The organism is Clostridium cuniculi (assembly GCF_004353185.1).
Lineage (GTDB): Bacteria > Bacillota > Clostridia > Clostridiales > Clostridiaceae > Clostridium > Clostridium cuniculi.
This window is the reverse complement of the sequence record NZ_SMUS01000004.1, coordinates 136,586-151,642: the sequence shown is the minus strand read 5'-3', so window position 1 is coordinate 151,642 and position 15,057 is coordinate 136,586. Positions and strand designations below refer to the sequence as shown.

The 15,057-nt window shown below is 27.0% G+C and carries 13 protein-coding genes; 10 read left to right on the top strand and 3 right to left on the bottom strand.

Features of this window, described 5'->3' with window-relative positions; genetic code table 11:
* Positions 1-27 precede the first annotated feature (27 nt).
* Positions 28-1,158, bottom strand: coding sequence for a glycosyltransferase family 4 protein (locus EJJ37_RS03020; RefSeq protein ID WP_133014107.1), 1,131 nt, complete (start codon positions 1,156-1,158; stop codon positions 28-30).
* A 125-nt stretch (positions 1,159-1,283) separates the two neighbouring features.
* Here EJJ37_RS03020 and EJJ37_RS03015 point away from each other — a divergent pair, with 125 nt between their 5' ends.
* The 3 genes from EJJ37_RS03015 to EJJ37_RS03005 are packed head-to-tail and all read left to right on the top strand — an operon-like array spanning position 1,284 to position 4,083.
* Entirely contained in the window at positions 1,284-2,279 is a 996-nt protein-coding gene (locus EJJ37_RS03015; RefSeq protein WP_133014106.1) for a CotS family spore coat protein, read from the top strand.
* A gap of 15 nt (positions 2,280-2,294) precedes the next feature.
* On the top strand, positions 2,295-3,035 hold the full coding sequence (locus EJJ37_RS03010) for a hypothetical protein (protein WP_133014105.1): 741 nt from the start codon (positions 2,295-2,297) through the stop codon (positions 3,033-3,035).
* A 13-nt stretch (positions 3,036-3,048) separates the two neighbouring features.
* On the top strand, positions 3,049-4,083 hold the full coding sequence (locus EJJ37_RS03005; protein ID WP_133014104.1) for a CotS family spore coat protein: 1,035 nt from the start codon (positions 3,049-3,051) through the stop codon (positions 4,081-4,083).
* Between the two features lie 63 nt (positions 4,084-4,146).
* On the opposite strand, the gene EJJ37_RS03000 is transcribed toward EJJ37_RS03005, so the two are convergent.
* Positions 4,147-5,265 carry a glycosyltransferase family 4 protein gene (locus EJJ37_RS03000; protein ID WP_133014103.1) on the bottom strand — a complete coding sequence of 373 codons (1,119 nt, stop codon included), beginning with the start codon at positions 5,263-5,265 and terminating at the stop codon, positions 4,147-4,149.
* A 104-nt stretch (positions 5,266-5,369) separates the two neighbouring features.
* On the opposite strand from EJJ37_RS03000, the gene EJJ37_RS02995 reads away from it, so the two are divergent.
* Complete coding sequence (locus tag EJJ37_RS02995) at positions 5,370-6,371, top strand: CotS family spore coat protein (RefSeq protein ID WP_133014102.1); 1,002 nt, start codon at positions 5,370-5,372, stop codon at positions 6,369-6,371.
* A gap of 41 nt (positions 6,372-6,412) precedes the next feature.
* Here EJJ37_RS02995 and yabG read toward each other — a convergent pair whose 3' ends face one another.
* Complete coding sequence (yabG, locus tag EJJ37_RS02990) at positions 6,413-7,300, bottom strand: sporulation peptidase YabG (protein ID WP_133014101.1); 888 nt, start codon at positions 7,298-7,300, stop codon at positions 6,413-6,415.
* A gap of 252 nt (positions 7,301-7,552) precedes the next feature.
* On the opposite strand from yabG, the gene EJJ37_RS02985 reads away from it, so the two are divergent.
* From EJJ37_RS02985 to spoIIR, 6 genes are all read left to right on the top strand, one after another.
* Positions 7,553-7,789: a Veg family protein gene (locus EJJ37_RS02985; RefSeq protein WP_133014100.1), complete on the top strand. Its 237-nt coding sequence runs from the start codon at positions 7,553-7,555 to the stop codon at positions 7,787-7,789.
* A 427-nt stretch (positions 7,790-8,216) separates the two neighbouring features.
* On the top strand, positions 8,217-9,785 hold the full coding sequence (locus EJJ37_RS02980; protein ID WP_133014099.1) for a DUF3794 and LysM peptidoglycan-binding domain-containing protein: 1,569 nt from the start codon (positions 8,217-8,219) through the stop codon (positions 9,783-9,785).
* Positions 9,786-9,900: 115 nt separating this feature from the next.
* Positions 9,901-10,734 (top strand): cyanophycinase, encoded by an 834-nt coding sequence (locus tag EJJ37_RS02975; protein WP_133014098.1) that lies wholly within the window; start codon positions 9,901-9,903, stop codon positions 10,732-10,734.
* A complete protein-coding gene (gene cphA / locus EJJ37_RS02970; protein ID WP_133014097.1) occupies positions 10,718-13,333 on the top strand; it encodes a cyanophycin synthetase in 2,616 nt (871 codons plus the stop codon). The genes EJJ37_RS02975 and cphA overlap by 17 nt, the downstream gene beginning before the upstream one ends.
* 126 nt (positions 13,334-13,459) lie before the next feature.
* Complete coding sequence (gene ispE / locus EJJ37_RS02965; RefSeq protein WP_133014096.1) at positions 13,460-14,305, top strand: 4-(cytidine 5'-diphospho)-2-C-methyl-D-erythritol kinase; 846 nt, start codon at positions 13,460-13,462, stop codon at positions 14,303-14,305.
* A 71-nt stretch (positions 14,306-14,376) separates the two neighbouring features.
* Positions 14,377-15,057 (top strand): stage II sporulation protein R, encoded by a 681-nt coding sequence (gene spoIIR / locus EJJ37_RS02960; protein WP_133014095.1) that lies wholly within the window; start codon positions 14,377-14,379, stop codon positions 15,055-15,057.

Sequence of the window (15,057 nt, the reverse complement as noted above, 5' to 3'; positions counted from 1 at the left end):
TATGAAAATTTTCATAACCTTTATTTATTAGTTATTTATATTTTTAAATACATGTTCATAGGCTTTTAAGGTAGCAATAGCAGTATTTTTCCAAGTGAAATTTAGACTATTATTATAGCCTTTTTCACCATATTCTTGTAGTAAAGATTCTGAATTCAATAAGTTAAGAATTGAAGAAGCTAACTCATCCTTATTAAATGGATCTATCAATATAGCACAATCTTTGGTTACCTCTGGAATAGATGTTAAATTAGATGTAATTACAGGTGTAGCGCAACTCATAGCTTCAAGAGGAGGAAGCCCAAATCCTTCATATAAAGAAGGATAAACAAAAAGTTCGGCAGCATTATAAAATAAAGGTAATTCATCATCTGGTATAAAACCTGTAAAGATAATTTTATCATCAATTAAAAGCTCCTTACATAATTCCTGAAGTTTAACACCCTCATCTTTTACTGAGCCACATAAAACTAGTTTATAATCCTTTTTTAATGATTTTTGAATTTTCTTAAAAGCTATAATAAGTTCTTTAACATTTTTTCTTGTGCTAAATCCTCCTATATATAATATAAATGGTGAATCAATACTATATTTATTTTTTATATATTCAAGGCAATCAGGTTTATTTAATGGTTTATAACTTTTGTTAGCAGCTAGAGGCGTAACGAATATTTTTTCTTCATCAACGAAAGGAAAAAATTTCATTATATCTCTTTTGGAATATTCAGAAACAGTTAAAATTATTTTAGAGTTACTTACTATTAAAGGCATATCTCTTAAAAATCTTTGTAGATAACCACGTCCAACAGTTTCTGGTAAGATATAAGGAATTAAATCATGAATAGTTACTACTACTGGTGATGTATATAATTCATTTAAGCCAATGCCGTTTTGGGGTATATGATGCATATCTATGTTGTTTTCTTCAATATAGTTTGGATAGTAGTAATTTTCATAAAAAGTACCATGTTTTTTTGATGTAAAAATAATTTTTGAATTATCTTTTTTGTAATTTTCGTAGTTTTCTCCAGTCCAAAAAATAGAATAATCATTTTTAGTATCTATATTAAGAAGTTCTCTAAGAAGATTTTCGATATAAGTACCTATACCAGATCCTTTATATAAATTAATCCCCCTAGCATCTATTGAAAATTTCAAAGCGTAACGCCTCCTATAAAACCTATAATATTATAAATATTATAATTAAGTAATTTGTGTGATAGTAAACACAATGAAATATGTAATTTCATATAATGAATAGAATAAAACTTTAGGAGTTGGCTATGGATACAGAAAATCTAAAAAACTCTATAGAATCTAATTATGATATAAAAATAAAATCTCTTGAAAAATTTAAGAATAGTTATAAATTGGAAAGTGAAAATACAAGCTATGCAATAAAAATAATTAAATATGATTTTGGACATTTCTATTTTATTTTATCAGCAATTAAACATTTGCAAAGGAGAAATTTTAATAAGACTCCTAATATATTGAAGAACAATCAGGGTGGAGATTATATACAATTAGGTAATAAATATGCATATATAACAGAATGGGTACCATCTAGAGTAAGTAATTATAACAATCCTATAGAATTAGGAGAAGTATCTAAAAAACTTGGAGAACTTCATGAATGCAGCTCAGGATTTACATTAAATAGGGAGATGAATCCTAGAATAGGATGGTATTCTTGGATAAATGTTTTTGAAACACGATGTAATGAGATATTAGATTTTAAAAATAGAATATCTCAAAAAGCATATAAATCTAAATTTGATTATATATACTTAGATAATATAGAAGCTGAAATAGAGAGAGGAAAAATTGCAATTAAGGGCCTTAAAGAAAGTAATTATATAGAAATCATGGATAAAGAGGTAATGAAAAGGGGTTTTTGTCATCATGATTTTGCACATCATAACATTTTAGTTGATGAGAATGGTGAATTTAATGTAATAGATTTTGATTACTGTATTTTAGATACTCATTTACATGATGTATCTTCATTATTAATTAGGGCAATGAAAGATGGTAAATGGAGTAAGGGAAAAGCAAATTTAATTTTAAATAATTATTGCAAAAGTAACAATATATATGAGGAAGAATTAAAATTAATACGAGAATTTATTAGATTTCCACAAGTATTTTGGCAAGTTGGAATTCAATATTATTGGGAACAACAGCCTTGGGGAGAGGAGTTTTTTATAGAAAAGATTAATAAATATTTAGAAGATATTGATTATAGAGAAGAATTTTTAGAAGAGTATTTCAATTAAGGAGGATGATATTGTTTGGATATACTAGAGTTTTTAAATAGTAATGGGATTATTGTTGGGGAAGAAAACTTTCCTAAAGGTAGCAGGAAAAAATATATTTGGGATACAGACAATCAGATATCTTTAATAATTGAAGTACAGAAAATCTTAAGAGGTAAAAAAACAAATATAATTCCGAGAGTTGAGAGTTCCATAGGAAAAGAAATAGAGTCGTTTATTGTTCAAACAAAAAAAACATTAAAAATGATTAGATCTTTTGAGGAAAAATATAATAAAAGCGATTTTGATTTATTTATCATAGATGAAGGAAATAAAATACTAAATAGGGCTAATAAGTCATTAAATACTTTAGATGAAGATGAGTACTTAAAAATAATAATAAGGAGTATGAATGATTATGATATATGCTTGGGACGAGTAGATGAAGGTAACTTGAAAAAAGAAGGTTTGACAATTTGTATAAGAACTACTAGATATATTTCTTATAATATGATAGAGCATGATTGCTATAACTATATAAAAAGATTAAAAAAAAGAGGATATGAAGGAGATATTATTAAGTTAATAAATGATTTTGCATATAAATCAGATTTAAATAAAGATAGTATAGATTACATCACTGTACTGTCAAATTATCCACTTGAATCAATTAAAACTTTATTAAAACTAAAGGAAGACAGAGAGAGATTTAGTGATGAAGAATGGATAAAAGAGATTGGTATTGCTCAAAAGATAGATGGTATTGAACTTTTATGAATGGAGGAGTGAAATGAATAAGTTTAGATATATAGATAAGAGAATATTGTGTAGCTATGATTTAAGCGAAGAGTTCTTTTTTAAGCTGGGAGTAAAGGTTTATGACATTATTCCATTAAGAAAAGTATTTGTTTTATTTACAGATAAGGGAAAGAAAATATTAAAAATAACTAATTCATCATTAGATAGAATAAATTTTATAAATAAAGTTTTAAATATAATTAAAGAAAAAGATAAGTATGTACTTCAATATTGTACAAATTCTAATGGGGATATAATTACGGAGTGGAAAGGAAGGTCTTATGTATTATTAGATATGATGGATGGAAGAGAGGCTACTTTCACAAATCCAGTAGAAGTAGAATGGTGTACAAAAGCTTTAGCAAATTTTCATAATGCATCAATGAATATAACAGATAATTTAACAAAGGAAGATATTATATTAAATAAATCTAAAAATTTAATATATGAATTTTTAAATGATTTATGTTTTATTACAGAAGCAGAGAGGGTTATAAGTAAATTTAGTTATAAAAATGATTTTGATTTGTTATTTTTAAAAAATATTTCAAAAGTAAAAAATGATTTAAATATAAGTATAAACTTATTAACTGAGAGTTCTTATAGTGAGCTTTACTCCGATCTAAAGAATGCGGTTATATGTCACTTAGATTTAGCTCATCACAATTTTATAATAGATGAGGACAAAGTAAATATGATAGATTTTGATTATTGTAAGATAGATATTAGAGCTATGGATATATATAATTTTATTATAAAAGTGATAAAAAATTATGCTTATGATAAAGAAATAATTAATAAAATAATAGAAGATTATAGTAGCGTTTCTAAGGTATCGGATGAAGAAAAGAAAGTAATTTTTGCAATGTTAAATTATCCAAGAGATTTTATCAATATTTCTAAGGATTATTATTTAAAACAAAAATCATGGGATTATGAGGTGTTTTTAAGTAGATTCAAAGATAAGATTGAAAATGATACTTTTAGAAGTGACTTATTAAGAAATATAAATGAAAATTTAATATAAAAATAAGGGTTATGCATTAGCATAGCCCTTATTAAATATAGTAATAAATAAAATTTAATAAACTTAGAAATCAATTATATTTTTGTATGCTTCAATTGTATTTAAAGCTGTATTTTTCCAAGAATATTTGCTACTAGTAATTAATCCACGTTCAATCATTGTTAATTTCAAAAAGCTATCTGTTAATACTCTCTCCATTGAATAAGATAATTCATTAACATCATTAGGATTAACTAAGATTGCTGAATTCTTACATACCTCTGGAACTGATGTAACGTTAGATGCGATTACAGGTGTACCACAAGCCATTGCTTCTAATGGAGGAAGTCCAAATCCTTCATAGAATGATGGATAAATCAAAAATTCACAAGCATTGTAAAATAGTGGTAAATCTTCAAGTGGAACAAAATCTGTAAAAATTACAGAGTCTATAATACCTAATTCTATAGCACGATTTCTATAACGTTCATATGAGAGTCCTTTTTTACCTGTAATTACAATCTTTAAATCTTTTTTTAGATTATTATTTAATAGAGAAAATGCTTCCATAATACCAATAATATTTTTTCTAGGACTATATCCGCCAACATATAATATGAAATTATCAGTGATGCGATATTTATCTTTTATTACATTTTTACAATAGAATCTATTTATTGGTTTATATATATCTTCAGCAGCTAAAGGAGTAACAAATATTTTTTCAAGTGGAAAATTAAATTCATTAGCTATATCTAATTTAGAAAATTCTGAAACTGTTATTATTCCATCACAATTATTCAATATACTTGGCATTTCTTCATTAAATATTCTTAGATAACGATCACTCACAGTTTCAGGCATTCTTAGTGGAATTATATCATGTAATGTAATAGTCTTAGGACAATTAATATTGTCTGAAAGGCCTACACCATTTTGAGGAACGTGATATAGTTCCATATTAAAGTTGTCTAATAAATTAGGAACTTTTACATTATCCCAAAAGTTATTGTTAGATGAGTCTATTGTATACTCTATAGAAAAATTATCGCCAAGCTTTAAATCAGAATCTTTAGGAATGAAAGTAAGATACTGATTTGAATCATCATATTTGCTTAAATTAGTGATAAGTTGATAGGTATAGGTTCCTATACCGGTACCTCTATACCATTTTGCGGCTCTTCCATCAATACCAATCTTCATGATTTAATCCTTTCAAAGTAGTTATAATTTATTATATTAGAATAAATAAAAAATGTTAATAAAACAGTGCATATATACATATAAATATAGAGGGGGTGAGGAATATGATGAGAGAATTTGAAATAGAAAGACAATTTCAAATAAAAATAGATATAATAAAGGCTAATAAGGGTATCTATTATTTGAAAACAAATAAAGGTGAGAGATGTCTTAAGAAGATAAATTATGGGCCACAAAAACTTTTATTTGTTTATGGTGCTAAAGAGCATTTAATAAATAACGGCTTTAATACTGTAGACAGATATTTTTTAAACATAGATGGCGAGCCATATGCATTAGTAAATGAAGATTTATATACTCTATCTGAATGGTTAGAAGGAAGAGAATGTGATTTTCATAACATAGATGAAGTAAAAATAGCAGCAGCAACGTTAGCAAAGCTGCATGAGGCATCTAAGGGATATGATCCACCTGAAAATTCTAAATTAAAAAGTGATCTTGGAAGATGGCCAAGTCTTATGGAAAAAAGAATAAAATCACTAGATAAGATGAGAGATATGATTAGAAAAAAGAATAGAAAAAGCGATTTTGATTTATTATATTTAAAATCAATGGATTTCTATAAAGAAATGGGAAAAAAAGCTTTAAATACATTAAGGTCATCAGAATACGATAAGTTATGTGAGATAGCTGAAATGGAAAAAGGTTTCTGCCATCATGATTATACTTATCATAATATTATACTTGGAAAAGATAATTCTGTTAGTGTAATAGATTTTGATTATTGTAAGAGAGAAATAAGAACATTCGATATTTCAAACTTTATGATAAAAGTATTAAAGAGAAATAAATGGGATATGTCATTTGCAAAAGCTATAATAGATGCTTATAATGAGGTTTCTAATCTAGAAGAATGTGAATACAATGTATTATATGCTTATCTACAGTTCCCTCAAAGGTATTGGAGGTTAGCTAATAGATACTATTATAATGAGGTTAACTGGGGACAAAATACTTTTGATAGTAAATTAGAAAGTATAATAAATGAGAAGGATGAATATCTTAAGTTTTTAGATGATTTTAAAAATGAATATAATACGATTTAAAAGCCGGCTTTTAAAGCCGGCTTTTAAATTATTCAAATTATTTAGATATATGGTGATTTAGGATATCCTTCTCTATATTTACCTCTGGTTTGTAGTCCTCCAATACCTTTTATTCCTGTAATAGTATTTTCAACTATATTTGTTATTGAAACCACAGAATCAATAGTTGTATAAGCAATCTTTTCACATACGAATACGGGGTCTAGGCAATGAATTAATACACGGCTTGGAGAACTAGCAAAATTAGCTCCAGCATCTAATAAACATTCATAGCATGATTGACAAGCCCCAGCAAATATAACTAATTCATCATAGCTTGAGTTATAATTTCTAAGAGCTTTAACAGCATCAATATAGTATTTTGAATTTCTATAATTATTTAAATCTAAGTAATCATTGCTTTCTTTTAATACACTATCATGTCCAGTTAATACAACTATATCAGGTTTAAGTTCTTTGACTAAGTCTACAACATGATTAGCTTGCTCTCTTTCTGAAATAGCACGTCCCACTGCATCTAATGAAAGCTGTTTATATACTTTTAGGCAAGTTTCTAAGTACTCCTTATCGCCATCAATATGAAGAATTTTTCCGGGACGCCCAAACATTAAATCTTTATTCGGAGTATTTTTTTGATTTTTACTTCCTCTAGATAATAAGATTGAATTACTTTTACTAGACATTACAGATCGAGTATTAACAGCTTTTTTTATAGCCTCATTTACTCGACTATTTAATATTTTTTCTTTTTCTCCGATAAAGTCAATATCAACAGGCTCTAAGTCAGTCTCAGGTGAGTCAGCAATTATTCTTATGCTAATTCCTTTAAGAATATATACTATTTTTCCATCTACTTCTTTTATATCTATTATTTTAAAAGTTATATCTTTATCGTAAGATTTTCTAACTACGGTATCACCTATTACCATTTTCTTCTCCTAATAAATATATTATTACAATCTATAGTATGTTTGTGTATAAATCTTTGCTCCAATATATGTGTTAATAAATGAATAAAATATAATAAAAAATGCAATAATAATTAATAGATGCCATAAATGGTTAATAAAAAAAAGAAAAAGTTTATATTGACAACATCACTGGAAAGTGTTAAAATATTTGGTTTTATTTGACAAAAGTGCTAAAAAGCTTTATAATATAATTAGAAAGATGGTGGTCATATGGAAAAGAATAGAACCTTAGCCAACATACGAAAAGATATTGAAAATCATGTAGGTGAAAAGGTAACACTAAAAGCTAATGGTGGAAGAAAGAAGATACTTGTAAATGATGGAGTGATTGAAAGTGTTCATCCTAGTATTTTTGTTGTGAGATTGGAAAGTGACACCCAAAGAACAGTAACTTATAGTTATTCAGATGTCTTAACTAAAACTGTATTGCTATATTACGCAGTGTAAATAAGAGCTTCGAAATTTTTCGAAGCTCTTATTTATTTTATTTAAAAATATTTTAAATTTATTTCTAAAAATTAACTTTTAATAATATATTTATAAAGAAATAAAAAAAGAAAGATGGCGGGTATCCATCTTTCAACTATGGTATAAAAGGGTATTGAGAATTTATGAGAGGTTATATGGTCAATAACCATCTTTATAATATGACATATTTATAATAAAGTCAACAATTTATTTAAAAAAAATTAAAATTTTTTTTAAAAGGTACGAAAATTCGACAAAGGGTGTAATTAAATGGTAAAAATAAACAGTTTGTAAAAAATTTGATGAAAATATTATATAAAAATTGGTAAACAGTTAATGCATATTAGAATAAATATATATTTAAAGAATATAAATTATAGTAGTTATACTATAGGGGGGGGATATGATGTCTCAGATAGATGTTATTAAAGAAAGTATTCAAAATGAACAATTACTAAGAGAAAGCTCTACTAATAATGTGCTAAAGGGTGAATATTTAATAAAAGACTCTCATCCAGATGTATATCAAATATTAGGAGTAGAGGCTAAAGCAACTATAACAAACAAAGAAACGTTAGCAGATAAAATAATGATAGAAGGTCAAATTAATTATTCTGTTATGTATTTATCAGAAGATGAAAGCAAGGTAACTAGTATAAACTCAGTTTATTTATCAGAAAAGTTCGCAGACTATCTTGATCTTAATAATGAAGAACATAAAGTGATTTGTGAAGTCGAGTGCGTAATAGAACATATTCAAGCTAGTATTATGAATGAACGTAAGATTGCCATTGATGGAATAAGATCAACTAAGTGGCAACTTTATAAGGTTGAAGAATTTGAATTTGTTAAAGAAATTGAAGGAAGAGACGATATACAAGTTAAGACGAAAAGTGAAGAGATGAATCAAATAAAGTGTGAGAAAGACATAGAGTTAATGGGAAAATCTATGATAAAAGTAACAATGGATAAACCTGAAATTGATGAAGTATTAAAATGCTCTATGAACTTACACAAAAAAGAAGTTAAACTTGGCGATGGAAAAATATATTTTGGATGTTATTGCAAGATAGAAGTGCTATGCAAAGGAAAAGATGAAAATGATATATTCTTATTACAAGATGATATTTACTTATCAAAAGAAGAAGAAGCTATCGGTGTAAATAGTGAGATGATGACATCTCATCAAATAGATATAGTAAATTTTGATAGTATAATCAATGCTGATGATTTAGGTGAGAGTAGAGTTGTAAATGTTGAATTTATGATTAAGGGAACTATTAAAGTTATATCTAAAGAGATTGTTGATGTAATTAAAGATGCTTACTCACCAACTAAATCAATAGAATTAACTAAGAAGAATTATGAAATAGGATTAGTTCATGGAATAATTACATCAGAATTAATAATAAAGGATAACTTATATCCTAAGGATGAAAATGATAAAATTGGATGTGTAATATCTGCTACAGGATGTCCAGTTATAACAGATAAGGTTGTTGAAGAAGATAAGATAAAGATTGAAGGAATAATAAAGGTATTAGTTCTTTATAAAACAACTGATGATGATTGTAAAATAGATATGTGTAATGGAGAAATTCCGTTTACTTCAGTAATTGATTTAAAAGGTACAAAACCAGATATGGTTGCCTTATGTAAAGTTCACTTAGAAAATTTAGATGCTACAGTTGAAGCTAACACAATTGGTGTAAGGGCTACATTATCTGTTTTAGTTAAGGCTTGTTATAAAGTTAATAAAGAGTGGATAGTTGATATTATTGAAGGTGAGGAAGAAAAAGAATGTAAAAAAGCCTCAGTTACAATATATGTAGTTAATATAGGAGATACACTTTGGGATTTAGCTAAAAAATATAATACTACAATGGATTCATTAATAGAAATAAATGAATTAGAGGGACCAGAATCATTAACTGAAGGTAAAAAGCTAATAATACCAGGAAAGTGTAAATTTTAATAAGATTTAAAAATATAAAAAGGCTATTGCAAAGTTATGCAATGGCCTTTTTGTATTTTTGAATATATTTTATTTGATTGGATAAAATAAGAAATATGTGATTTGAGGTGATAAATTGAGCGAAAAAGTAAGTGGTAACTTAATAATAATAGGAGGAGCTGAAGATAAGGAAGGCGATAAAGAAATATTAAAAAGAGTAGCAAAGTATATAGATCCTGAAAAAGAGAAGTTAATAATAGCAACTATAGCAACAGAATATCCAGAAAAAAGTTATCAAAATTATAAAAATGTATTTTCTAATTTAGGAATTAAAAATATAGATAAACTAGACATTAGTACTAGAGAAGATGCATTTGATAATAAAAACGTGGAATTAATAAATAATTCAAATTTATTATTCTTTACTGGTGGTGATCAATTAAGAATAACTAGCATGATAGGGGGAAGCCCAGTATATGATGCTGTGAAAGAATTATGTGCTAATGGAGGATTAATTGCTGGAACATCTGCCGGAGCATCTGTTATGAGTGATACCATGATAGTTCAGGGAGAGGATGATGAATCTCCACATAAATGTACTTTAAAAATGTCACCAGGTTTAGGGTTAGTAAACAATATAATAATTGATCAACATTTTGCTCAACGAGGTAGAATAGGAAGATTATTAACTGCTATAGCTCAAAATCCAGAAGTTTTAGGAGTAGGAATAGATGAAGATACAGCAATAGTAGTAAGTGATAAAGGAACTGCAGAAGTTATTGGATCTGGTGCAGTATATTTCATAGATGGAAGTTCAATCGATTATAGTAATGTATCAGAGCAATATAGTGATGAAGTACTTAGTATGTTTAACGTAAAGCTTCATGTATTAAAAGAAGGTAATAGATTTAATTTACTAGATAAGGTACCGTTTGAGGAGGATAAGGATTTTTATGAAAATCATAAATAGCACTGTTTACGCTGGAAGAAATATACATTCGCATAAAAAGTGCATACAACTAGACGTAGATTTAGAAGGATATTCGGAGATACCTAGTAAGGATATAAAAGACTTTAATAAGAACTTAGTAGATATGCTTCCAATTCTTAATACTCATAGATGTGGGATAGATGAGGAAGGTGGGTTTGTAAAGAGACTAAATGAAGGAACTTATTTAGCTCATATTTGTGAACATATTATCATAGCTATACAAAATATCCTAGGTATAGATGTAGCTTATGGAAAGGCTAGAGAAATTGAAGGTGATAGATATATAGTTGTATATCAATATGAGTATCCAAAGGTAGGAATTGAAGTTGCAAAGTTAGCTGTTGATATTATTAATTCACTTATAGAGAGAAAAAAAATTAGCTTTGATGATAGATTAAATATAATAAAATCTATAATGCCAGAAGAACTTATAGGACCTAGTGCTTTAGAAATATGTAACGCTGCTAAAAAAGCTGGGTTGCCAGTAATTAAAATGGGTAATAGTGGATTTTATCAAATTGGATATGGAAAACAAGGAAGAATAATAGAATCAGCAATTACTAATGCTACAAGTTGTGTATCTGCTGATATTTCCTGTGATAAGTTACTAACAAAGGAATTATTAAGAATACAGAACTTACCTGTTTCTCAAGGGGAAAAGGTAAATAATGTTATTGATTTGTTAAGAACTGCAGAGGAAATAGGATATCCTGTTGTTTTAAAACCTGAATTTGGTAGCAAGGGAAGAGGAGTTATACTAAAGATAACCAACGAAAAGGAATTATTAAGATATTATCAAAAGTTAACTGAAGAGTTTAAAGACATAATAGTTGAACGATATTATGAGGGTGATGACTATAGAGTTTGTGTTGTTGGATATAAGGTTGTAGCAGTTTCAAAAAGAATACCGCCATTTGTAATTGGTGATGGAGAAAGAAATATTAAAGAGCTTATAGATGAATTAAATAGTGATGAGCTTAGAGGAGAAGATCATGAAAAGCCTTTGACTAAGGTAAAGATTGATGATGAATTAGAAAGAAATTTAAGTAAGAATAATTATAATTTGAATTCTGTATTAAAAAATGGAGAAAAATTATTTTTAAGAAAAAATTCAAATTTATCTACTGGTGGAATAGCTATAGATTATACAGATGTTATTTCAGAAGAGAATAAGGAAATATGCGTAAGGGCAGCTAAAGCTATAGGATTAGATATATGTGGTGTTGATGTTTGTACAACTGATATTAGCGAATCGTTGATGAATAATGGAGCTATACTTGAAGTTAATGCAGCGCCAGGGTTAAGAATGCATTCATATCCTTATGAAGGAGTTAGTAGAAATATTGGAAATGATATAATCAATATGATGTATAATAATAATCCTCAAAACATACCTGTAGTCGCTATTACTGGAACAAATGGTAAAACAACAACTACTAGGATAATAAATAGTACATTATCTAGAATGGGATATTGTGTTGGCATGACAAGTACTGATGGAATATATGTTGATGGTAAATGTATTGATACTGGTGATGATACAGGATTTGAGAGTGCTAAATGTATATTATACAATAGAGATATTGATATAGCAGTTTTAGAAACAGCAAGAGGTGGAATTATAAGAAAAGGATTAGCATATGATTTAGCAGATGTTGCAGTAATAACCAATATTACTGATGACCATTTAGGAATAGATAATATAAATTCTATGGAAGAGCTTTGCAAAGTAAAGTCATTATTAGCAGAAGCTGTAAAAGAAAATGGAAATGTAATAATTAATGCTGATGATGAGTGGAGTAGAAAGATTATAAATAAAATAAATTCAAATATAATTTACTATTCTTCTGACTTTAATAATGAATTAGTAAGAGAAAATATAAATAAGAAATATATTGCTGTATACAGAAAAGATGATTATATATGTGTCAATAATAGAGGAATAGAATATAAAATAATAAATGTTAAAGATATTCCAATATCGTTAAATGGTACATTGGAATTTAATATTGAAAATGCAATGGCAGCTTGTGCTGCATTAGTAGCTATGGAAATAGATTATAGCATGATAAGAATAGGATTAGAGAATTTTAACTCTGAAGATAACTCAGGAAGATTTAACGTTTATGATTATAATGGTATAAAGGTTATATTAGATTATGGCCATAATATAGAAGGGTATAAAAAGGTTTTACCTACACTAAGTCGTATTAGTAGTGGGAATATTACTGGAATAATTGGTGTTCCAGGAGATAGAAATGATTATGTTGCTAGAGAAATAGGAAGTATAAGCGCTAAATATCTTGATAAAATAATAATTAAAGAAGATAAAGATAGAAGAGGCAGAAAAAGTGGAGAAGTACCTAATTTAATTAAACAGGGTGTATTAGAAGTAAAGAAAGATGCAAACGTAAATATAGTGTTAGATGAAGTTGAAGCTTTACAAATAGCATTAAATGAATCTTCTGAGGGAGATATTATAATTGTATTTTTTGAAAGATTATCTCCATTAATAAATTATATCAAATCCAATAAAAATAATAATGCAGATTTAGGGAATGTTGTTAATTCAAATTAAAGAATACAACAATGACATATTTACTATAAGAAAAATAATATATATAATATTATTTATAAAGTTCAGGGTTTATGCTCTGAACTTTAATTTAAAATTATGAACTTTCCATTGAAAGGATTTGAATATATGAAAATAAAAGCCTATGCAAAAATTAATATTTCTTTAGATATAGTAGGAAAAAGAGAAAGTGATGGATATCATTTATTAAAAATGATAATGCAGAATATAGATTTGTACGATGAAATATCTATAGAGAAACAGAAGGAAGACATAACAATAAGTTGTAATAAAAGTTATGTTCCTACAGATTCAAGGAACTTAGCTTATAAAGCAGCAAGTTTATTTAAAGAGACATATAATATTGAAGATGGAGTTCATATTGATATTGTAAAGAATATTCCTGTATCAGCTGGTTTAGCTGGAGGAAGCACAGATGCAGCTGCCGTTTTAAAACTTATGAATAAGATATTTAAAGTTAATGCATCTAATGAAGAACTAATGGCGCTTGGATTAAAATTAGGTGCAGATATTCCATATTGTATTAATGGTGGAACAGCACTTTGTGAAGGAATTGGAGAAAAAATAACAACTTTAGCACCTTTTAAGGATAAAATATTAGTTTTAGTAAAACCTAGTTTTGGAGTTTCAACTAAAGAGGTATATAAGGCCTTTAATTTAGATAGAGTTAGGGTACATCCTAAAACTGAGAATTTAATAGAAGCTATGGAACAAGATAATTTATATTATGTAGCAAATAATATGAAAAACTTATTAGAAAATGTAACTTTAAGAAAGCATAATATATTAATTAAAATAAAAGAAGATATGAATAGATATGGCGCAGTAGGTAGCATGATGAGTGGAAGTGGGCCAAGTGTATTTGCTTTTTTTGATGATATGTTAAAGGCACAAAGATGCTATGAAAAAATGAAGGAAAATCATAGAGAAGTATTTTTAACTAGAACTATTTAAATAAAAATTAAATATAAATGAATAAACCCCTTTATAATGTCAATACTTAAAACTAGAAAGGGGTTATGTTTATGAGAAAGTATATTTATTTTATAATACCTATGGTTTTAACAGTTTTAATTTTTAATGGATGTCAATCTATTGCAATCAATACAAAGGAATCTAGTTTAGAGTTAACAGAATTAAATTATGACGATATTAAGGACAAGCTTATAAGATTTCATGTAATAGCAAATAGTGATACAGATGAAGATCAAAATCTTAAGCTAAAAGTTAGAGATAAAGTAGTTGAAGCATTAAGTGAAAAATTAAGTAATGTAAATTCATTAGAGGAAGCAGAAAATGTATTAGAGGAAAATATAGATTATGTTAATGAAATTGCAAAAGAGGTCATTGAAGAAAATAATTATACTTATGAGGTAACTACAATGTTGTCTTATGAGAATTTTCCTGATAAGGTATATGGAGATTGTGTTTTTCCACAAGGAAATTATGAAGCCTTTAGAGTTATAATTGGAGAAGGAAAAGGACAAAACTGGTGGTGTGTTATGTTTCCATCACTATGCTTTGTTGATGAAAGTAAAAATTCAGTAGATTCTAGTGATTTAAAAGAAGAAATTGAAAATATAGAACCTAAAAATAATGAGACAATAAATGAAGATAAAGAAAAAAATAAAGAATCAAGTAATGTTAATAATGGAGTTAAATTTAAGTTTAAGATAGTAGAAGTTATAAATAACATTTTTGATTAA

Bases quoted from the DNA above. Each gene is read 5' to 3' on its own strand.
- spoIIR (WP_133014095.1), top strand. From the start codon at position 14,377: ATGAGAAAGTATATTTATTTTATAATACCTATGGTTTTAACAGTTTTA.
- EJJ37_RS02980 (WP_133014099.1), top strand. From the start codon at position 8,217: ATGTCTCAGATAGATGTTATTAAAGAAAGTATTCAAAATGAACAATTA.
- ispE (WP_133014096.1), top strand. From the start codon at position 13,460: ATGAAAATAAAAGCCTATGCAAAAATTAATATTTCTTTAGATATAGTA.
- EJJ37_RS03015 (WP_133014106.1), top strand. From the start codon at position 1,284: ATGGATACAGAAAATCTAAAAAACTCTATAGAATCTAATTATGATATA.
- cphA (WP_133014097.1), top strand. From the start codon at position 10,718: ATGAAAATCATAAATAGCACTGTTTACGCTGGAAGAAATATACATTCG.
- EJJ37_RS03000 (WP_133014103.1), bottom strand. From the start codon at position 5,265: ATGAAGATTGGTATTGATGGAAGAGCCGCAAAATGGTATAGAGGTACC.
- yabG (WP_133014101.1), bottom strand. From the start codon at position 7,300: ATGGTAATAGGTGATACCGTAGTTAGAAAATCTTACGATAAAGATATA.
- EJJ37_RS02985 (WP_133014100.1), top strand. From the start codon at position 7,553: ATGGAAAAGAATAGAACCTTAGCCAACATACGAAAAGATATTGAAAAT.
- EJJ37_RS02995 (WP_133014102.1), top strand. From the start codon at position 5,370: ATGATGAGAGAATTTGAAATAGAAAGACAATTTCAAATAAAAATAGAT.
- EJJ37_RS03005 (WP_133014104.1), top strand. From the start codon at position 3,049: ATGAATAAGTTTAGATATATAGATAAGAGAATATTGTGTAGCTATGAT.